The organism is Massilia sp. Se16.2.3, from assembly GCF_014171595.1.
GTDB lineage: Bacteria > Pseudomonadota > Gammaproteobacteria > Burkholderiales > Burkholderiaceae_D > Telluria.
On record NZ_CP050451.1, the window covers coordinates 4,023,606 to 4,041,553 of the forward strand.

The window sequence follows — 17,948 nt, forward strand, 5'->3', positions numbered from 1 at the left end:
TCAGTCTCCCGCCGACTCGATGGTCAGCCGGTATTTGTAGCGCAGGTTGTCGAGCACCGCCTTGCCCTTCCAGCGCGGCATGCCGCTGTAGTCGATGGTGGCGACGACTTCGCCCTCGCGGCGCAGCGTGCGGCGCAGGCCCCGGTCCTCGATCTGCCAACCGGCAGGCAGGGCACGGGCGATGTCCGCCGCCGGCCACAGGGTCAGCTGCACGTCTTCCAGCACGTCGGCGGCGCGTACCTGCGAAGGCAGCATCGGATGGCGCCATTCGGTGAGTTCCTTGCCGTCGAACTCCAGGCTCAGCACGCGCATGCCGAGCGCCAGGCCCACCAGCGTGAGCTTGTTCGCGTCCACTTCCGGGGCAGCGTCGAGGTCGTTGTTGCTGCTGCCGCGCTGCACGGTCAGGTGCTGCTGCACGCTGATGGTTTCGCCCAGCGCGGCCGGGGCCAGGCGCAGGCCGAGGCGCGCGGGAACGTCTTCCTTGGTGGCGCAGCCGCACAGCGCAAGCGCTGCCAGCGGCGGCGGCGCCGCCTTTCTTAAGCCAGGACAGGCGAAGCATTCGGTTCTTCCTTGGTAACGATGAAGCACGGGGCGCCCAGCCAGACCAGCGCGGTCCCGGTCAGCATGGTCAGGCCGAAAGCCTGCAGCGCCGGGGTGCCGGAGGAACCGAGCAGCCCGAACGAAAGGATGGTGCTGGCAGCCGACAGGCCGACGGCGAGCCAGGGCGCATCGCTGCCGCGCTCGTGCTCTTCCTGCATGAAGATGCCGTAGTCGACGCCGACGCCCAGCAACAGCATCAGGGCCAGCACGTGGAACAGCTGCAGGCTGTGGCCGGTGAAGCCGAGCAGCGCCAGCGTCAGCGCGCTGGCCGCCGCGGTCGGCGCGAGCACGCGCCAGGTGCGGCCGCGGTAGCGCGGGAACAGCACCGGGAACACGACCACGTAGGCGCCGAGCACGACCCAGCCCATGTAGGCGCGGTAGCGTCCCAGCACCGAGGAGATGCCGCCGACCTTGTCGACCCACTGCACGCCGCTCAAGCCTTCGGCCGCCTGTCCCAGCACGGGGATCGACGGGTAGCGCATGCCGCGCAGCGCGACGATACTGGCATACACGCCTTCGGTCTTGCCCAGCCAGAGGTGGCGCCACGGCTCGCTGGCCGAGGTGCGCATGAAGGCTTCCAGCTCCAGCGGCGCCGCGTTCGCGCGCAGGTGGGCGGCGGTGACCGCGGCCCAGCCGGCGTCCTCGCCGATCTCGCCTGCCAGCATCGACAGCGGGCCATCCTTTGCCAGTAGCCTGGCGTCGATGAGGGCCAGGCGCTCGGCCTGGGTGCGCGCGGACGGCACCCAGTTCGACAGCGCCTGGTAGCCGGCGATATGCTTCTGCGCGATCAGCGGATCCAGGCGGCGCTTCAAGGCCTCTTCGCGCTGCAGCACTTCCTCGCTCGTCGCGCCGCGCACCAGGTAATACTGGACCGGGCTCGGGGCGTCGAGGAGTTTGCTCAGCTTGATCTGGTCGCGCACCAGCTGCGGCGGCGAGGACTGCAGCGAGCGGATGTCGTCGTTGACGGTAAGGCGTGAGCAGCCCAGCACGGTCACGCCGCCAAGTACCGCCACCAGCACCAGCGTCAAGGGCTGGTTTGTGAGGCGCGGCCAGCGCGCCACCAGGCTCTTGTAGCCACGGGCGATCGGGCCGGCTTTCAGGGTCTGCGCGCCGATCAGGGCCGGGAACCAGCAGACCACGGTCAGCCAGGCGAACACCAGGCCCGGGGCCGAGAACACGGCCATGTGGCGCAGGCCCGGGAAGGGCGTGAGTGCCAGGCCCATGTAGCCGATCACGGCGGCCAGCAACGTAAACCCGAGGCCCGGCAGCAGGCGGCGCAGCAGCTGGGCCGAATCCATCTGCGGGTCGGCGCGCAGGCGGTTGCACAGGAAGTAGATGCCGTAATCCTGGGCGACGCCGATCAGGCTGGCGCCGAAGACGAGGGTCAGCAGGTGGATGCGGCCGAACAGCAGCCAGCAGACCGACAGCGCGCCGAGGAAACCGATGGCGATCGCCAGCACGATCAGGCCGATCGGCTTGAAGGTGCGGAAGGTCAGCCAGGTCAGCAGGATAATGCCGATCATCGAACCGACGCCGATGGTGTGCACCTCGCGGCTGGCCTGCTGGCCGGCGGCGGCCGCGTGCAGCACGACGCCGGCCTGGATCACTTCGGCCGATGGCACGGAAGCACGCGCGGCATTCGAAGCCTGGGCCAGCAGCGGCAGCACGGCGTTCTGGGCGCCGAGCGAGAACGCCGATTTTTTCAGGGTATAGGTCAGCAGCACGTACTGGCGGCCCTCGCCTGCCACGAACAGCCGGCCGTCGCGCGGACGCACCGGGGTCTCGCCCGCGCGCTCCTGCACCCAGCCGGCGAACATGCCGAAGGGGTCGTCGCGGAAGGCGCCGAGTTTCGGGCCCGAGAAGGCGCTGTACAGCCGTGCCGGGGGGCCGAGTCGACCCAGAAGCGCGGGGACTCTTTACGCAGCTGGCGTTCCTGCTCCGCGCCCAGCAGCAGGCTGCCGTGGCGCTGCAGGCCGGCCAGCCAGCCGGCCTGGGCGTCGTCGCCCATGGCGTCGAAACTCAGGATCGCGCCGTGCGGCGACAGCACCGCGCGGTAGGCATCGGCCGCACGGCCTGCCTCGTCCCATTCCTTCGCGCCGACCAGCACCACCACGCGCTGTTGGGCACTGTCGACCATGTGGGTGAAGGACTGCTGCAGGACCGGGTCGCGCTCTTCGCTCGGCAGCAGGGCCAGGATGTCGGTGTCGGGCGCCAGGCCCTTGCCGAACCATAGCCAGGCGTTGTGCCCGACCAGCAGGCACACGACCAGTGCCCACAGGAGGGCCAGGCGTCGTTGCGCGTTCACAGCAGCGCCGCCTCTTCAGGCAAGAGCGCGGCCGGGCCGGTCTTGATGTCTTCGAACCTGATATCGGTCTTGTCGCCGCTTTCCTCAAGCATGTGGATGGTGCGCACATAGGCGCCACCGTCGAGCGAAATGGCGCCGATGGCACGGGCCAGCGCGGCGCTTTTCGCTTTCAGGGCGACCTTCCAGCCACCCTCGGCGACGGAACCGTCGACCTCGAACAGGGTTTCCAGCTGGCCGAGGTCGCCGGCCAGCAGCGAGAACAGCACGCCGTTGATCATGCGCACCGTCGGCTCCTGGCTGGCGTCCAGGCGCATGGCCACGCGTTCGCCCTGCATGTGGACGATTTCGTCGCGCTTCAGGCGCAGCGTGTTCGGGAAGGGTTTCAGGGTACGCCACAGCACGCCCTTGCCGGCCACGACGCAGAAGCGCCCGGTCGAGACCAGCGGCCTCTTCATGCCGGCCAGCTGCTTGGTCTGCTCGAAGCGGCCGCACAGCTGCTCGGGCTTGGCAAGCATGGACTGGATTTTCGCGATCGGCGCAGCGGCGGGGGCGGCGGCCTGCGCCGACGCGCAGGCGCCCGCGAACGCGAACGCGGTGGTCAGGCTGACAAGGATACGTTTCATGGTGCTTGCACTCCCAGCTTCTCGAAGAGGATGGACGGCGAGACGAAGCACATCTCGCCGGTGGTGGCGTCGACCGCGACCTGGGTCGTGCTGGCGCGGTTCAGGCGCTTGCCCGTTGCCAGGTCGCTGATCAGGTAGTCGATGCGCAGGCGGTTCTCCCACTCGACGATCTCGGCGCGCAGCAGCAGGCGCTGGCCGAAGACGGCCGCACCCGCGTAGCGCAGGTTCATGTCGATGATCGGCCACATGTAACCCGAGTCGCGCATCTCCTCGTAGTTGTAGCCGATCTTGTCGAGGAGCGCGCAGCGCGCCACCTCGAGGTATTTCACGTAATTGCCGTGCCAGACGATCTGCATCGGATCGAGATCGAAGAACTGCACCTGCATCTCGGTCTCGGCAAACCAGCGCGCCGGCGATTTCGTCTTGCTACCAAGCTTAGGCATACAGGCTCCAGGCCTGGTCGCGGATGCGGCCAAGCAGGTGGTGCAGCTCGGTGTCGAGGCGGCGGTCCTCGCGCACCGGCGCGATGTCCTCACCCAGCAGGTCGAGCATGCGCGCCAGCGGCGCCGGCAGCGCGCGCGAGGAATCCACGCGCAGGCGCAGCCACACGCCCTGGCGCACCGTGATGAGCAAGGCAGCGGCCACCTGCTCCACCAGCTCCATCACGCGCAGGCAATCGCGCGCGGCGATCGTGCCCATGCTGACCTTGTCCTGGTTGTGGCATTCGGTCGAACGGGAGAACACCGAGGCCGGCATCGTCAGCTTCAGCGCTTCCGCGGTCCAGGCCGAGGAGCTGATCTGCAGGGCTTTCAGGCCGTGGTTGATCGCGGCGCGCTCGCCCTCGCCGCCGGACAGGTTCGCCGGCAGGCCGTTATTGTAGCGTGCGTCGACCAGCAGCGCCATCTGGCGGTCCAGCAGGTCGGCCAGGTTGGCCACCGCGTTTTTCATGCTGTCCATCGCGAAGGCGATGTGGCCGCCGTAGAAGTGGCCGCCGTGCAGTACGCGTTCGCCTTCGCCGTCGATGATCGGGTTGTCGTTGGCGCTGTTGAGTTCATTTTCGATCGACTGGCGGAAGAACGGCAGCGCGTCGGTCAGCACGCCGATCACGTGCGGCGCGCAGCGGATCGAGTAGCGGTCCTGCAGGCGCTTGCCGTTGCGTTCCAGCTGGCCTGCGTACTCGAGGTCTTCGCGTAGCCAGCCCGCCACGTTCTGCATGCCGGCGTGCGGCTTGACCGAGAACAGGGTCTCGTCGAAGTGGTGGTCGTTGCCGTCCAGCGCGAACGAAGCCAGCGCGGTGATGCGGGTGGTCAGGCGCGACAGGTAGTCGGCGCGGTCCCAGGCCAGGCAGGCCAGGCCCGTCATGACGGCGGTGCCGTTCATGATCGCCAGGCCCTCTTTCGGGCGCAGGCGAAGGGGCACGATTCCAGCTTCAGCCAGCGCCTGCGCAGCAGGCATTTCGACGCCGTCCTTCAACACTTCGCGCTCGCCGCAGAGCACGGCCGCGAGATGGGACAGCGGGGTCAGGTCGCCGCTGGCGCCGACCGAGCCTTCGCTCGGGATCATCGGCAGGATGCCGGCGTCGAACAGGCGCACGATCTGCTCGAGCAGGCCGACGCTGACGCCGGAAAAACCTTTCGAGAGCGAAGCCAGGCGCGCGCCCATCACCGCACGCGTCTGCGCCGGGGTGAGGAAGGCGCCCAGGCCGACGCCGTGGTAGGTGTACAGGTGGTGCGGCAGTTCCGACACCAGCGACAGCGGCACGTCCACGGTGCAGGAGTCGCCATAGCCGGTGGTCACGCCGTAGATGGCGCCGTCTTCGCGCAGCAGGCGGTCGAGGAAGTCGGCGCCGCGCTGGACCATCGCACGGTAGGAGGGATCCATCGACAGCTCGGGACGGGCGCTGCCGCGTGCGATGTCGACGATGTCCTCGAGCGCCAGGCGCTCGCGGTCGAAGCGCACGGTGCGCTGGGTAGGGGTCAGGTCAGTGAGCTGCATTGGAATGTTCCGAATGAGGGTGATGCCAGAAATCGTAGAAGTTGAACCAGTCCAGCGGGGCGCGTCTGGCATGGTGCTCGAGGCGCGCCGCGTAGTCCTGCGCGAGTTCCGCCAGTGCTTCGTCGCGTCCGCGCCGCGGCAGGACAACCCGCTCGCGCAAACACTCGAAGTGAATCTCATGACGGTCGCCCTGGCGGATGGCGAACATCGTGTACAGCGGGCAGCCCAGCACCGAGGCCAGCACATACGGACCGACCGGGAAGGCGGCGCTCTGCCCGAGGAAAGGGGCCATCGCCACGCGCGGGTTCGGCGACACCGGCACACGGTCGGCGGCCATGACGACGAATTCGCCGCGCTCGATGCGCTCGGACAGCGCCATGGCGGTGGCCGGGGTCATCTCGGTCACCTGCATCAGGTTCATCTGGCTGCGCGGGTCGAGTTTGGCCAGCATGTCGTTGAAGGCTTCGGCATGGCGCGTGTGCACCAGCACCGTGATTTTCAAGCCGGGCGTATCCATCGACATCGCGCGGGAGAGGTCGAAGTTGCCCAGGTGAGAGCACACCAGCAGCGCACCGCGGCCTTCGCGGATGCGCGCGTACAGCGGCTCGACGCCATGCAGGCTGACGCGGCTGCAATCGAACAGGCCGCCCCAGAGCAGCATCTTGTCGAGGATGGTCTCGGCGAAGGAGGCGAAGTGGCGCAGCACGCCGAACAGGCCGGCAGGCGCGCCGACGCGGCGCAGGTAGTCGCTCGACACGCGGCGCGCGCGCGGCTGGGTTGCGACGTACCACAGCAAGACCGGGTACAGCACCACGCGGAAAGGCCAGCGCCCGAACACGCGGCAGACCCAGAACAGCAGGCGCATGCCGGCCACGAAGCTCGCCTCGTTGATGGCGGCCCAGTGGCGCTTGTCGCCGGTGCTGCCCGCCGCGCTGGCAGCACCCGTGGAATTTACTGCCACTTGCGCACCACCAGTTTCGGAATACGCGGCAGCATGCCGAAAAACAGGGCGACGTGCATGCGCGTGATGAGCACGTTGTCGGTCCAGGCCTTGAAGTGCGAGACGCCGTCTTCCGGATAGCCGACCTTGGTCGGCAGGTTCACGACCGACACGCCATCCCAGTACAGGCGCACCAGGATCTCGATATCGAAGTTCATGCGCAGGCCGAGGCGGCGGCGCCTGGCCAGCGCCAGCACCGGCGCCACCGGGTAGACCCGGAAGCCGCACATCGAGTCGCGGATCGCGAGCGACAGCGTGTTGATCCAGACCCAGACGTGGGTCAGGTAGCGGGCGTACAGGCGCAGCGCCGGCACCGACTCGTCGTACACCGGGCAACCGGCGACGACGGCCTGCGGTTTGGCGCGCGCCGCGTCGAGGAAGCGCGGAATGTCGGCAACGGCATGCTGGCCATCGGCGTCGACCTGCAGCACGTGGGTGTACCCATCGCGCGCGGCACGGGCGAAACCGGTCAGCACCGCCCCGCCCTTGCCCCGGTTGACTGCGTGGCGCTCCAGCACCACATCCTGCGGATGCGCCGCCGCCAGCTCGTCGAGCACGGCCGCGCAGGCGCTTGAGCTGCCATCGTCGACCAGGATCACGGGCATGCCGTGCGCGCGCACCTGCTGCAGCACCTTGCCGATCGCGTGCTCGTGGTTGTAGACCGGGATGACGACGCAAGCCTTGAACATGTCAGCCAGCCTTCGAGAAGCGCAGCAGCGAGTGGCAGTAGCCGATGTTGTCGCGCGCGGTCACCAGTTCCAGGCCGGCGGCCTTGGCCAGGCGCACGTAGTCTTCGCTTTCGTAGACCTTGCTGTTGCCGCTGGCGATGTTGTTGAAGTAGGGCGAGGTGTTGATCAGGCAGTAGGAGGCGATGTCGTAGCGCTGGCGGTCCCAGAAGGTGTCCATCACCAGCACCTGGCCGTTCGGCGCCAGGGCCGCGGCCACGCGGCGGAAGATGCTGGCGATGGCCTCTTCCGAGAAGCAGCTCAGGAATTGGCTCATCCAGATCAGGTCCATGCCTTCCGGCAGGGTCGCGGCATGATCGAGCAGGTTGGTCGGGTGCAGGCTGGCGCGCTCGCGCAGGCCCGCTTCCTGCAGCGCCTTCTCGGCCACGGCCAGCTGGCCCGGCAGGTCGACCAGATGCAGCTTCACGCCCGCGTTGGCGCCGAGCGCGGCCAGGGTGAACTTGCCGGTATTGGCGCCGATGTCCATCACGCGCTTCGGTGCGGTGGCGAAGACGTCGGGCATGATGTCCGGGAAGGAGGTATCCGAATAGAAGTGGTCGAAGGCGAACCAGCTCGAACGCGCCGGCTCGGGCAGCTGCGACAGGCCTTCATAGACGGTCGGCCATTCGCCGAACACCTTCAGGCCCAGCGGCTTTTCCGCGTCCAGCGACTGCTCGAACTTGAACATGCCTTCGTAGCAGACATCGTGGGTGAAATCGATGTTGATCTGGGTGATCGGGTCGGTCAGGACGACGAAGCCGGCCTTGTCGAGCGAATAGCGGCCGTCAATGAGGTAGACCACGCCGGCGGACAGGCAGGTTTCGAGCACCATCTTGAGAGCGTAGGCCGTCCATTTCCCGGTGCCGGCCAGTTCGTCGACCGACAGGCCGGTCTCGCCGGCGTCGGCGATCGCCTGCAGCATGCCGCGCTTCCACGCGTAGCGCACGCACTGGAATACGACGGGCCCGAAGGCAATCTTCTGCGCTTCGAAACGGGCTTCGAACGCGCTCTGGCGCTCCGGCGAAAACTTCTTGTTCAACATGCTGATCCAGGTCCTAAACAGAATGAGAGATAAGGATGCGGCCACTCGCATGCGCGCCGGCATCGGAAAAATAACGGAAGTTCAGGCTGCCCTTGGCAGCATCGAACACGAGTTCCAGCTGTACCGGTTGCCCGGGCTTGACCATTTGCTGGAACTTCAGGGCATTGATGCCGCCGAAGGTCCCTGACAGGCCCAGGTGGTGGCGGCCGTAATGCAGCGCCCAGTCCACCTGCACCACACCCGGCAGCACCGGGGCGACGTCGAAGTGACCGTCGAAATACAGCAGGTCGGCGGGCACGGTCAGTTCCAGCAGCGCGCGCGCGCCGGCTTCCTCGAGCACGCGCACCTGCGGAAAGCGCGGGCGCGCTTCCTGGCCCTTTTGTTCGCCCACCTGCGCTCCCAGCAGCGCCAGCAACTGCGCCTGGGTGGTTTTGCCCTGCGCGTTGACCGGCATGCGCTCGAGGTAGCGCCAGCGGCGCGGCAGCGCGACCGCTTCGGTGCACGCGGCGAGCACGCTGCGCAGGCGGGCGTTCATGGCCGCCTTACCTTCCGGGGCGAGCAGCGCGGCGCCCTCTTCGCTGGGCACGACAAAGGCGGCCAGCGACTGGCGCGCGCGCTCCGGACAGGCCAGCACGCGCGCCTCCAGCACCAGCGGCGAGGCTTTCAGGGCTGCTTCCATGGCGTCGAGCGAGACGCGCTTTTCCTCGATCTTGACGATGCGGTCCGCACGGCCGCGCAGGACGAATTGTCCCTGCCCGGCTGGCTCGACACGATCGGCGAGGCGCTGTAGTCCGCCGGCAGGCGTCGACCGCACTTCCAGCAGGCCGTCCTCGCCAGCCTGCCATTGCACGCCGTCGAACGGCGTCCACTCTTCCCGCGCGCTCCCGCTACGCTGGCGCCAGGCCACCCCGCCGGTCTCCGAGCTGCCATAGACCTCGACCGGCGCCTGGCCCAGCAGCGTGCGCGCGTGCAGCGCCGCATCAAGATCGAGCATGCCGCCCGACGAAAACACGGCACGCAGCGCGCGCGCACGCCGGCCCAGTCCAGGTGCGCCGGCAGGCGCTTGATGCGCGGGGCTGGCCAGCAGCAGGCTGTCGCGCAGGCGCAGCGCGGGCACCAGCGTTTCCGGGAACTCGTGGCGCAGCGCCTCGACCGGACGGCCGCAAGCGAGCGGCCACAGCACCCTGAACAGCAGTCCGTAGATGTGCTGGTGCGACACTGTCGAGACGACCGCCGCGCCGGCGATGCGCGCACCGAACTGCGCTTCCAGCACCTCGACTTCCGTGATCAGTTGCACATACTGCTTGCGGATCGGCGCCGGCGCGCCGGTACTGCCCGAGGTGTACACGACCAGCGCGGGATAGTCGGGCGCGGGAGTGGCCCAGGCGCCAGCCCAGTCGTCGCCCGGCAGCGGCAATTGCGGCGCGCAGGCGGACGGAAACTGGCCCCAGAAGGCGCCCACTTCACCCTCGAGCGCAGTGCAGCTTGCCGGCAGCGTATCGGCCACCAGCCAGACTGTTTTGCCCGCAAGCCAGGCGCCGACGAGCGCGGCGCCGAATTCCAGGCTGTCGTCGAGATACAGGGCGACATCGCGGGCCTCGGTGCGCCGGCCGAGGGCCGCCCAGGCGCGCACGCGGCCGAGGAAGTCGCCATGGCGCACGAGCGCGCTCTCGCGCCAGCCAGCCAGGGCCGCTTGCGGGCGCTCCGCGAGTCGGGGAAAACAGATCAAGCATGATTCAGCCGTTTGAAACGCATGCGCAGCAGGAATTCACCGCCGAACATCAGGCCCATCAGCACGTAGGAGACGACGCCCGTGTAGAGCGACCAGACGGCTTCCGGGGAAAACAGGGCGGTGCCCAGGCAGATCGCGCCATTGAAGACGAAGAAAACGCACCAGGCTTGCGTCACGCGGCGGGTGTAGGCCACGCCCGCCGGCGGCAGGTCGGGCTCGCGCAGGCGCGCCAGCCGTTCCACCATCGAAGGACCCGACAGCAGGCTATAGCCGAATGCCGCCAGCAGCGCGCCGTTGACCAGCACCGGATACAGCTTCAGGGGCAGGACCGCGTTGGACGCGACCGCGACACCGGCGAGGGCCAGGCCGCCCGCGGCCGACCAGCGCGCCGCCGCATTGAGCTTCAATGCGGGCAGGCGCGTGGCCACCGTCAGGAGCAGCAGGCCGGCGAGCCAGCGCGGCTCGACGATACCGTGGCCGAACCAGATGGCCAGCGGGTACACCAGCGTCAGGACGGCGGTCAGGACGTTCCACAGCACGACTTCAGGCCGCCTGCTCTTCCGCCAGGCCGGCCAGCGCGTCGACCACGTCGTCGATCGTGCGGATGGTCTTGAACACTTCCGGCTGCAGGCGCTTGCCGGTCATCTGCTTGAGTTTCACCGCGAGGTCGACGGCGTCGATGCTGTCGATATCGAGGTCGGCGTACAGGTTCGAGGACGGGGTCAGTTCGTCGCGGTCGAGTTCGAACATCTCGGCCAGCAGGTCGGCGACCCAGACGAACAGTTCATCGCGGTTCATGTCGTTAATGGCTACCATGGCCTTGTCCTTTATTTCTTGCGGTTGGCTTCGATCATCGCAGCGAGTGCGCGAACCGAAGCGAAATGACGGCGGGTTTCCTGCGATTCTGCCGACAGCGTGATGCCATAACGCTTCTGCAGCGCCACGCCGATCTCGAGTGCGTCGATCGAGTCCAGGCCCAGGCCTTCGACGAACAGCGGTGCTTCGCTGTCGATGTCGGCTGGGGTGATGTCTTCGAGCTGGAGGACATCGATGATCAGTTCTTTCACTTCCTGTTCAAGCATGGTGCTGGCCTTTTTTCATAAAATAGTGTTGCAGGTATTCGGTGAGGCGGCGGGCCGCCACCACGTCGGTGATGCCGGGACCGGTGAAATGTTCGATCGCGATGTCGTCCTTCACTTCGATCCGGAAGTTCGCCTGGCGCGGCGGCACATGCCACCACTTGTCGCCCTTGCCGAGCGTGGCCGGCTCGCAGTCGATCAGCACCGGCGTGACCGCCTGGGTGCCACGCACGGCGATGTTGGCGGCGCCGCGCTTGAGTTCCATGACGCCATCGCGCGGCGTGCGCGTCCCTTCCGGGAACACGATCAGGTTGCCGCCCGCGCGCAGCGATGCGATGCAGTCCTGCACCAGCTCGGGGCCGCGGTCGTTGCAGATATAGCCGGCGGCGCGCACCGGGCCGCGCGTGAACGGGTTGTTCCAGAGGCCGCCCTTGACGATGCAGTCGGCGTTGCGCACGAACGCGATCAGGAACACCGTGTCGATCAGCGTCGGGTGATTCGCGAGAATGAGCTGGCCGGCGCGATCGAGCTTGTCCAGGCCATGCACTTCGTAGCGCAGCACGCCAAGGCCGCGCATCAGGCCAACGAAGGCGCGAAAGGTCAGGCGGATGGTGGCGCGCGCGGCCCGTACCCGCGCTCCCTGCTCGCGCACGCATAGCGCCAGCAGGGGAACACGATCACGCGCAGCACCAACCCGCCCAGTCCGAAGACGGCGAAACTGAGGCCGGTCGCGAGCACGCGCCAGCAAAGGCCCAGCTTCTCAAGCATTGCGGCTCCAGGTCCAGCGCTGCGCGCCCGCGCCGCGTTCCAGACGATCGGCTTCACCCAGCTGGAAGCGCAACACTTCCAGGCCGCCGGGCGTGGCCGAGGGCGCCGCTTCCTGCTCTTCGCGGCGCCAGGACAGGCGCAGCGGACGCTCGCCTGCCGGCACCATGACCCAGGCAAATGCGTACGGCTGCTCGTCGCAGTCCTCGAAAGACGACAGCAGCGCCGGTAGCGGCTCGTCGCAGGCCACCAGCAGCACGCTTGGGGCGCCGTCGGCGAGCAGGCTGCATGCTTCGATGACGGCGTGTTCGACGCTGGCCGAGCCGGCGGCCAGCGCAATGTGGTTGGCACGGTCGGCGCGCGCGATCGAAAACAGGCCGGCGCTGGCGTTATGCACCGCCAGGCCGAAAGCGGTTGGCGAGAGCGGTTCGCCACGCGCCAGGTCCTGCAGGAGGCCGATGGCACGCCCGACTTCGCCGTGGCGCGAGCAGAATACCGTCGGCACGTCGGCTTCCTGTCCGAGACAGTCATACGCGACTTCGAGCGCCATGCGGCCCAGCAGTCCAGCACGACGGCGCAGCATCGCGGGCATGGCCGCAAGCTTCGGCCCTTCTCCAGGTTCGATGCGCCATGGCTGCGCGGCCCACTCGCTCCAGCGCGCAGACGAGGTCACGCCCGGCGCCCAGGCCGCGTGGCGGGCAATCGAGAAAGAGACCTCATTTTTAGACATGGCAGGTAGAGTAGAAAAAGTAGAAATGCAATCGTGCGCGCAGGAAATTGAACCCAAATTATAATCGCTGGTTTTGCCCGGCGGAACATTCGCTGCACTGCAACGGACCGTTTCGCAACAGATAGAGTATTTCGTCTATGCAAAAAAGGCGGAAATCCCGCGTTTTTCCAGTTAATAGCAAATTCGTGTGACATAAGTACACGATGCGGTTGAAATTGATGGATTTGACGAGAACCCTTGCGGCAGCGGGAATAGCCGTCATCGAGACACGCTGAATGGGGGGCGGCGGGCAAAAACCGGATAGTGCCACACCAAAAGACGAAAAATACTCACCGATTGTCACGGCGCAGCATTTCAGCGCAGCCGGCGGGAATCGAATCCGGTAACGAAAAAAGCGCCCCTCAAGGCGCTTTTCCATTTCCCTTCATCGCATTGTCATGACGCTTGCGCGGCAGACGGCAGCAGTTCGCGTATCGCGTCCGGCAGCGGCACCGACTTCTCTGCCGCGAAATCCACCCAGACGATTTTTGCCGCGCCTTGCGCATGCAGCGCGCCGGCCGTGCCATCGGCGCCGACCAGGCGAATCTCGTGCGAGACCTCGAAACTCGAACGGCCGGGCGGCCCCACCCAGGACGTGACTTCGATCTCGGCCGGATACTTCAGTTGTTTGATGAACGCGCATTGGGCATTGACCAGCACCGGGCCGGTAGCCGTCGGATCGGGCAAGGCGCCCACCTGCTCCAGCCAGGCGATACGCGCCGTTTCGATATAGCGGAAATAAACCGTGTTATTGACATGGCCCATCGCGTCCATGTCGCCCCAGCGCACCGGCATGCGCATCGTGTGGACCAACTTCCTGTTACTCATGCTTCGTATTGCACTTCCAATCAATAAATAGAAAAGGCGCCGCTGCCGGCGCCCGCTTCCCATATTCTACGCTGCGGCGATTTACGTTGTCATTGGGCCGTCATGCCGTCGTCGGCGGTAATGATGGCGCCATTGATGAAATGCGCCTCCTCGGCGGCCAGCAAGAGGAGCAGGCCGTCCAGGTCTTCCGGCTTGCCGGGGCGCTTCCGCGGCAGCAGCTCGATCAGTTTCTTGCCCTGCTCGGTCTCGAAATAATCCTCGTTCATTTCGGTCGAAATATAGCCGGGGCAGATGGCATTGACGTTGATGCCGTATTTGCCCCATTCGACCGCCATCGCCTTCGTCATCTGCACCACGCCAGCCTTGCTCATGCAGTACACGCCGATCTGCGGCAGCACGCGCAGGCCCGCGACCGAGGCGATATTCACGATGCGGTGCTGCTTGCGCGGGTCGCCCTTGGCGCGCTGGATCATGCGCTTGGCCGCCTGCTGCGCCACGAAGAAGGCGCCGCGCAGGTTGGTGTCCATGATGTACTGGTAATCGTCCTCGGTCACGTCGAGCAGGCGCTGGGTGTTCTGCACGCCGGAATTGTTGACGAGGATGTCGATGGGGCCGGCTTCGGTCTCGGCATGGGCAATGGCCGACTTGATGCTGTCCAGGCTGGTCACGTCGAGGTTGACGACGTGGGCGGCGCCGCCGTCGGCCTCGATCTCGGCGCGCAGCTCCTTCAGGCGTTCGGTGCGGCGCGAAGCCAGCACCACCGGGCGCCGGCGCCGGCCAGCGCTTTCGCGAAGCGCGCCCCCAGGCCGCTCGAGGCGCCCGTCACCATCGCGATTTTTCCTTCAAAGTTGACTTCGATGCCCACGTTTGCTCCTGTCCTGATGTGCTGCGGCACGGATGGTGATCAAGGCATAATGATGTCACAGATCGCGGGCATTAGATAAACACATCTAATATTGGCCCTAAAATGCCTGCCCAAGTTGCAATCGGCCCCAAAAACCCGCACACTCGTGCTTAAATTTTCCTAACCATACCAAAACCATGACAGACGCAACCAACATCCTCGAACAATACGGCCCGCGCGAAGCAATGGAGTACGACGTTGTCATCGTCGGCGGCGGCCCGGCCGGCCTGTCGGCAGCCATCCGCCTGAAGCAGCTCGCCGCTGAGAAAGGCCAGGAAGTCTCGGTCTGCGTATTGGAAAAAGGCGGTGAAGTCGGCGCCCACATCCTGTCGGGCGCGGTCATGGATCCGATTGCCCTGAACGAATTGTTCCCGAACTGGAAGGAACTGGGCGCGCCGCTCAACACCCCGGTCACCGAAGACCGCATGCTGTTCCTGACCGAGACGAAAGCGCGCACCACGCCGTCGTTCATGATGCCGAAGATGCTGACCAACCACGGCAACTACATCGTCTCGCTGGCGAACGTGGTGCGCTGGCTCGGCCAGCAGGCGGAAAGCCTGGGCGTCGAAGTCTTCCCGGGCTTCCCCGCCGCCGAAATCCTGTACAACGACGATGGTTCGGTCAAGGGTGTCGCGACCGGCAACATGGGTGTCGACCGCGAAGGCAAGCCGACCGATGCCTTCCAGCTCGGCATGGAGCTGCACGCGAAATACACCTTCTTCGCCGAAGGTTCGCGCGGCCACCTCGGCAAGCAGCTGATGGTCAAGTATGACCTGAACAAGGGCAAGGACCCGCAGTCCTACGGCATCGGCATCAAGGAACTGTGGGAAATCGACCCGGCCCTGCACAAGCCGGGCCTGGTCATCCACACCGCCGGCTGGCCGCTGGACAACAGCACCTATGGCGGCTCCTTCATGTACCACCTGGAGAACAACCAGGTGGCCGTCGGCTTCATCGTCGGCCTGGCTTACCAGAACCCCTACCTGTCGCCCTACGAGGAATTCCAGCGCTACAAAACCCACCCGGAGATCCGCAAGTTCTTCGAAGGCGGCAAGCGCATCTCCTACGGCGCGCGCGCAATCACGGCCGGCGGCCTGCAATCCTTGCCGAAGACCGTGTTCCCGGGTGGCGCCCTGATCGGCTGCGATGCCGGCTTCCTCAACACCAGCCGCATCAAGGGCAGCCACGGCGCGATCAAGACCGGCATGCTGGCAGCCGAAGCGGCCTTCGCGGCACTGGGCGCCGGCCGCCAGCACGACGAACTGGCCAGCTACCCGGCCGCTTTCGAGCAGTCCTGGCTGTACAAGGAACTGCACGCCGCGCGCAACTTCAAGCCGTGGATGGGCAAGGGCCTGTACATGGGCACCCTCATGACCGGCATCGACCAGATCGTCTTCCGCGGCAAGGCCCCCTGGACGCTGCGCCACAAGCATGCCGACCACGAGTGCCTGCAACCGGCCTCGAACTTCAAGCCGATCGTGTATCCGAAGCCGGATGGCAAGCTGACTTTCGACCGCCTGTCGTCGGTGTTCATCTCGAACACCAACCATGCCGAAGACCAGCCGGTGCACCTGACGCTGAAGAATGCCAGCATCCCGGTGGACGTCAACCTGGCGAAGTACGCCGGCCCCGAGCAGCGCTACTGCCCGGCGGGCGTGTACGAGTACGTGAAGACGGATGCCGGCCAGGACCGCCTGCAGATCAACGCCCAGAACTGCGTGCACTGCAAGACCTGCGACATCAAGGATCCGACCCAGAACATCGTCTGGGTGACGCCGGAAGGCGGCGGCGGGCCGAATTATCCGAACATGTAAGCGCAAGCTGCATGAGGAACGGGCGCCAATGGCGCCCTTTCTTTTATCCCCCGGGATGCGGGTCCGGTGCGGTACGAAAGAGGCGTGGAGTCAGGACTCCACGCTACGCTTTCCAGCCATGACGACATCGCGGCAGCCCGGTATGGAATGCGTGTATTCCAACAGGCCTGTTCGACATGGAACCTGAAGTAACGGAAGGACCGGAAATCAGCGAAGCGGAACGGGTGAGCCGCTTCGGCTGCGGCGCCCTGCTCGGTTTCTTCATCGGGCTGGTCCTCGTCATCGCGTCGGCGCCGTCCTCGACCGGCTTTGCGGTACTCGCGTTCCTCGTGCCGATGTGCGTGTGCGGCTACCTGGCCTTGAAGTACGGCGATGAGTTCTGGTACAAACTCTTCGACGGGATTTGATCGCACCAGGGTCGCGTCGAACCCGTACTCGCAGGGGCAATACCGTGGCGTGAAGTCCTGGCTTCGCGCGGTACGGTGCCGGAACAGCCGGCGCGGCGATCGGACTGAGCGTGCCTGACAAACGCTTCAGGGCAAGGCGCATCGTCGAGGACAGTACGAGCGTACGGCGAGACGATGCAAGCTCTTACGCCCCAGCCGCGAATCGCGGCTGGTCCGCGCGCGCATCGGCGCGCAGCGCGAACCAGGTCCACAGGCCGCCGCCCAGGTCGGCAAGGCCGAACACGGCCAGCATGGGACTGCCCAGGTCGAGCAAGGCGAAGCAGGTGAGGACGGCGAAGACGACGGCGCGGGTGTAGACCGAGGCTTCGAGGAAGGGCTTGTAGTTGGCCGAGACCCAGGCGTAGACGCCCAGCATGAAGACGGTCAGGCCGACGACACGTACCCAGACATCGGGGCTGGGGGGAATGCCGAAAAGGCTCAGCAGCGTGTTCGGCACGACGACGAGACAGGCGCCGAGGACGAACAGGTAGGCGGCAAAGGCTTTCGCACTGAAGGCGGATCTGGACATGGTTTCCCTGGATGAAGCGGTGCGAGACAAAGGCGGTAAAGGAGCCGATCCGCACACCGTTTCAAATCAGCAACGTTGCAAAGCCTACCATATCCACGCCGCCACCTGTCAATTCCTCCTTTCTGGTTATTGCCTAAATGCACTTGCCAAGAAAGCAAGCAGGCCCGTACACTGTATCCATCGCGCGGTGGCCACGCCTGCCGCCCGCGCACCCTATCGACAACGGACAGCGGCCGAAAGCACATGCAAGGAAAAGCAGACAGGCCGCGCCCGGCGCGTCTCCGCCCCCGATCCTTCCTGCGTCCGATAGCCAGGCTGTACAGCTGGTGGCGCCCTTTCCGGCTTGGCCAGTCCGATCTCGTCGTGATGCCCGATTCGATGGCCATCATCGTGCTCGGCCTTTGTGCACTGTATGTCGTGCCCTGCATGGGCTGGAAGGCCATCCTCGGCTACTGCGCGGCCCTGCTCCTCTCGCCCTTCTTTTTGCTGACGGTGCTGTTGATCCGGGGCGAACAGGTCCGCGTGCTGCGCATGTTCGCCGTCCTTCCCTACTGGATCCACAGCATCCCGGTCGAAGCGCAATTCGAGTTGTACGAGGCCTGGGAGGATCCGGCGCCCACCGGTGTCGCCTTCGGCTCGCTCGCCACGGACTTCCTCCACCTCGGGACGGCTGCATCGGCCGATCCCCTGTACCGGCATGTGAGCGGTCTGCTCGAGCGCGCGGGCTGGCAGCCGACCGCCATGGGCTGGGCACGGCTGGACCCGGACGGCCCCCAGGCAAGCCCCTGACCG

At 66.2% G+C, this 17,948-nt stretch carries 20 protein-coding genes and 2 pseudogenes; 3 read left to right on the forward strand and 19 right to left on the reverse strand.

Translation table 11 applies throughout. The features are described 5' to 3' along the window. The 18 genes and pseudogenes from G4G31_RS18330 to G4G31_RS18410 all read right to left on the reverse strand — a co-directional run bounded on the left by G4G31_RS18330 (position 1) and on the right by G4G31_RS18410 (position 14,328). The gene (locus G4G31_RS18330; protein WP_308621695.1) at positions 1–588 is read right to left on the reverse strand and encodes a DUF3261 domain-containing protein; all 588 of its coding nucleotides are present in this window, start codon (positions 586–588) and stop codon (positions 1–3) included. Then, a complete protein-coding gene (locus tag G4G31_RS18335; RefSeq protein WP_308621697.1) occupies positions 537–2,417 on the reverse strand; it encodes an MMPL family transporter in 1,881 nt (626 codons plus the stop codon). Before G4G31_RS18335 ends, G4G31_RS18330 begins: the two co-directional genes overlap by 52 nt. Continuing rightward, positions 2,315–2,905: a hypothetical protein gene (locus tag G4G31_RS28580; protein WP_308621699.1), complete on the reverse strand. Its 591-nt coding sequence runs from the start codon at positions 2,903–2,905 to the stop codon at positions 2,315–2,317. Before G4G31_RS28580 ends, G4G31_RS18335 begins: the two co-directional genes overlap by 103 nt. Next, positions 2,902–3,528, reverse strand: a complete 627-nt coding sequence (locus G4G31_RS18340) for an outer membrane lipoprotein carrier protein LolA (RefSeq protein ID WP_182988851.1) — start codon at positions 3,526–3,528, stop codon at positions 2,902–2,904. Before G4G31_RS18340 ends, G4G31_RS28580 begins: the two co-directional genes overlap by 4 nt. After that, positions 3,525–3,971 carry a thioesterase family protein gene (locus tag G4G31_RS18345; protein ID WP_229425087.1) on the reverse strand — a complete coding sequence of 149 codons (447 nt, stop codon included), beginning with the start codon at positions 3,969–3,971 and terminating at the stop codon, positions 3,525–3,527. The genes G4G31_RS18340 and G4G31_RS18345 overlap by 4 nt, the downstream gene beginning before the upstream one ends. Further along, positions 3,964–5,523, reverse strand: coding sequence for a histidine ammonia-lyase (hutH, locus tag G4G31_RS18350; RefSeq protein ID WP_182988852.1), 1,560 nt, complete (start codon positions 5,521–5,523; stop codon positions 3,964–3,966). The genes G4G31_RS18345 and hutH overlap by 8 nt, the downstream gene beginning before the upstream one ends. Then, positions 5,510–6,388, reverse strand: coding sequence for an acyltransferase (locus G4G31_RS18355; RefSeq protein ID WP_182991832.1), 879 nt, complete (start codon positions 6,386–6,388; stop codon positions 5,510–5,512). Before G4G31_RS18355 ends, hutH begins: the two co-directional genes overlap by 14 nt. Before the next feature lie 86 nt (positions 6,389–6,474). Next, positions 6,475–7,212, reverse strand: coding sequence for a glycosyltransferase family 2 protein (locus G4G31_RS18360; protein WP_182988853.1), 738 nt, complete (start codon positions 7,210–7,212; stop codon positions 6,475–6,477). A gap of 1 nt (position 7,213) precedes the next feature. Then, complete coding sequence (locus G4G31_RS18365) at positions 7,214–8,290, reverse strand: cyclopropane-fatty-acyl-phospholipid synthase family protein (protein ID WP_182988854.1); 1,077 nt, start codon at positions 8,288–8,290, stop codon at positions 7,214–7,216. Positions 8,291–8,303: 13 nt separating this feature from the next. Continuing rightward, the gene (locus G4G31_RS18370) at positions 8,304–10,019 is read right to left on the reverse strand and encodes an AMP-binding protein (RefSeq protein ID WP_229425088.1); all 1,716 of its coding nucleotides are present in this window, start codon (positions 10,017–10,019) and stop codon (positions 8,304–8,306) included. After that, positions 10,016–10,561, reverse strand: coding sequence for a hypothetical protein (locus tag G4G31_RS18375; protein ID WP_182988855.1), 546 nt, complete (start codon positions 10,559–10,561; stop codon positions 10,016–10,018). The genes G4G31_RS18370 and G4G31_RS18375 overlap by 4 nt, the downstream gene beginning before the upstream one ends. Positions 10,562–10,565: 4 nt before the next feature. Beyond that, positions 10,566–10,820 carry an acyl carrier protein gene (locus G4G31_RS18380; RefSeq protein WP_182991833.1) on the reverse strand — a complete coding sequence of 85 codons (255 nt, stop codon included), beginning with the start codon at positions 10,818–10,820 and terminating at the stop codon, positions 10,566–10,568. A gap of 29 nt (positions 10,821–10,849) precedes the next feature. After that, positions 10,850–11,104 (reverse strand): phosphopantetheine-binding protein, encoded by a 255-nt coding sequence (locus G4G31_RS18385; protein ID WP_182988856.1) that lies wholly within the window; start codon positions 11,102–11,104, stop codon positions 10,850–10,852. Further along, positions 11,097–11,869 (reverse strand): annotated as a pseudogene (locus G4G31_RS18390) (lysophospholipid acyltransferase family protein). Before G4G31_RS18390 ends, G4G31_RS18385 begins: the two are co-directional and overlap by 8 nt. Then, positions 11,862–12,596, reverse strand: a complete 735-nt coding sequence (locus tag G4G31_RS18395; protein WP_182988857.1) for a beta-ketoacyl synthase chain length factor — start codon at positions 12,594–12,596, stop codon at positions 11,862–11,864. The pseudogene G4G31_RS18390 and the gene G4G31_RS18395 overlap by 8 nt, the downstream one beginning before the upstream one ends. Before the next feature lie 58 nt (positions 12,597–12,654). Next, positions 12,655–13,014, reverse strand: coding sequence for a hypothetical protein (locus tag G4G31_RS18400; protein WP_182988858.1), 360 nt, complete (start codon positions 13,012–13,014; stop codon positions 12,655–12,657). A gap of 17 nt (positions 13,015–13,031) precedes the next feature. Further along, positions 13,032–13,463, reverse strand: a complete 432-nt coding sequence (locus G4G31_RS18405) for a thioesterase family protein (RefSeq protein WP_182988859.1) — start codon at positions 13,461–13,463, stop codon at positions 13,032–13,034. 89 nt (positions 13,464–13,552) lie between these two features. Then, positions 13,553–14,328 (reverse strand): annotated as a pseudogene (locus tag G4G31_RS18410) (SDR family oxidoreductase). 176 nt (positions 14,329–14,504) lie between these two features. On the opposite strand from G4G31_RS18410, the gene G4G31_RS18415 reads away from it, so the two are divergent. After that, positions 14,505–16,181: an electron transfer flavoprotein-ubiquinone oxidoreductase gene (locus G4G31_RS18415; RefSeq protein WP_182988860.1), complete on the forward strand. Its 1,677-nt coding sequence runs from the start codon at positions 14,505–14,507 to the stop codon at positions 16,179–16,181. Between the two features lie 176 nt (positions 16,182–16,357). Further along, positions 16,358–16,588 (forward strand): hypothetical protein, encoded by a 231-nt coding sequence (locus tag G4G31_RS18420; RefSeq protein ID WP_182988861.1) that lies wholly within the window; start codon positions 16,358–16,360, stop codon positions 16,586–16,588. Between the two features lie 184 nt (positions 16,589–16,772). On the opposite strand, the gene G4G31_RS18425 is transcribed toward G4G31_RS18420, so the two are convergent. Continuing rightward, positions 16,773–17,156 (reverse strand): hypothetical protein, encoded by a 384-nt coding sequence (locus G4G31_RS18425; RefSeq protein ID WP_182988862.1) that lies wholly within the window; start codon positions 17,154–17,156, stop codon positions 16,773–16,775. 366 nt (positions 17,157–17,522) lie between these two features. On the opposite strand from G4G31_RS18425, the gene G4G31_RS18430 reads away from it, so the two are divergent. Next, entirely contained in the window at positions 17,523–17,945 is a 423-nt protein-coding gene (locus tag G4G31_RS18430) for a hypothetical protein (RefSeq protein WP_182988863.1), read from the forward strand. The last annotated feature ends 3 nt before the right edge of the window (positions 17,946–17,948 follow it).

Bases quoted from the DNA above. Each gene is read 5' to 3' on its own strand.
- G4G31_RS18355 (WP_182991832.1), bottom strand. From the start codon at position 6,388: ATGCGCCTGCTGTTCTGGGTCTGCCGCGTGTTCGGGCGCTGGCCTTTC.
- G4G31_RS18420 (WP_182988861.1), top strand. From the start codon at position 16,358: ATGGAACCTGAAGTAACGGAAGGACCGGAAATCAGCGAAGCGGAACGG.
- G4G31_RS18405 (WP_182988859.1), bottom strand. From the start codon at position 13,463: ATGAGTAACAGGAAGTTGGTCCACACGATGCGCATGCCGGTGCGCTGG.
- G4G31_RS18345 (WP_229425087.1), bottom strand. From the start codon at position 3,971: ATGCCTAAGCTTGGTAGCAAGACGAAATCGCCGGCGCGCTGGTTTGCC.
- G4G31_RS18335 (WP_308621697.1), bottom strand. From the start codon at position 2,417: ATGTTCGCCGGCTGGGTGCAGGAGCGCGCGGGCGAGACCCCGGTGCGT.
- G4G31_RS18400 (WP_182988858.1), bottom strand. From the start codon at position 13,014: ATGGAAAAGCGCCTTGAGGGGCGCTTTTTTCGTTACCGGATTCGATTC.
- G4G31_RS18395 (WP_182988857.1), bottom strand. From the start codon at position 12,596: ATGTCTAAAAATGAGGTCTCTTTCTCGATTGCCCGCCACGCGGCCTGG.
- G4G31_RS18415 (WP_182988860.1), top strand. From the start codon at position 14,505: ATGACAGACGCAACCAACATCCTCGAACAATACGGCCCGCGCGAAGCA.
- G4G31_RS18380 (WP_182991833.1), bottom strand. From the start codon at position 10,820: ATGAACCGCGATGAACTGTTCGTCTGGGTCGCCGACCTGCTGGCCGAG.
- G4G31_RS18365 (WP_182988854.1), bottom strand. From the start codon at position 8,290: ATGTTGAACAAGAAGTTTTCGCCGGAGCGCCAGAGCGCGTTCGAAGCC.
- G4G31_RS18385 (WP_182988856.1), bottom strand. From the start codon at position 11,104: ATGCTTGAACAGGAAGTGAAAGAACTGATCATCGATGTCCTCCAGCTC.
- G4G31_RS18430 (WP_182988863.1), top strand. From the start codon at position 17,523: ATGCCCGATTCGATGGCCATCATCGTGCTCGGCCTTTGTGCACTGTAT.
- G4G31_RS18425 (WP_182988862.1), bottom strand. From the start codon at position 17,156: ATGTCCAGATCCGCCTTCAGTGCGAAAGCCTTTGCCGCCTACCTGTTC.
- hutH (WP_182988852.1), bottom strand. From the start codon at position 5,523: ATGCAGCTCACTGACCTGACCCCTACCCAGCGCACCGTGCGCTTCGAC.
- G4G31_RS18360 (WP_182988853.1), bottom strand. From the start codon at position 7,212: ATGTTCAAGGCTTGCGTCGTCATCCCGGTCTACAACCACGAGCACGCG.
- G4G31_RS18340 (WP_182988851.1), bottom strand. From the start codon at position 3,528: ATGAAACGTATCCTTGTCAGCCTGACCACCGCGTTCGCGTTCGCGGGC.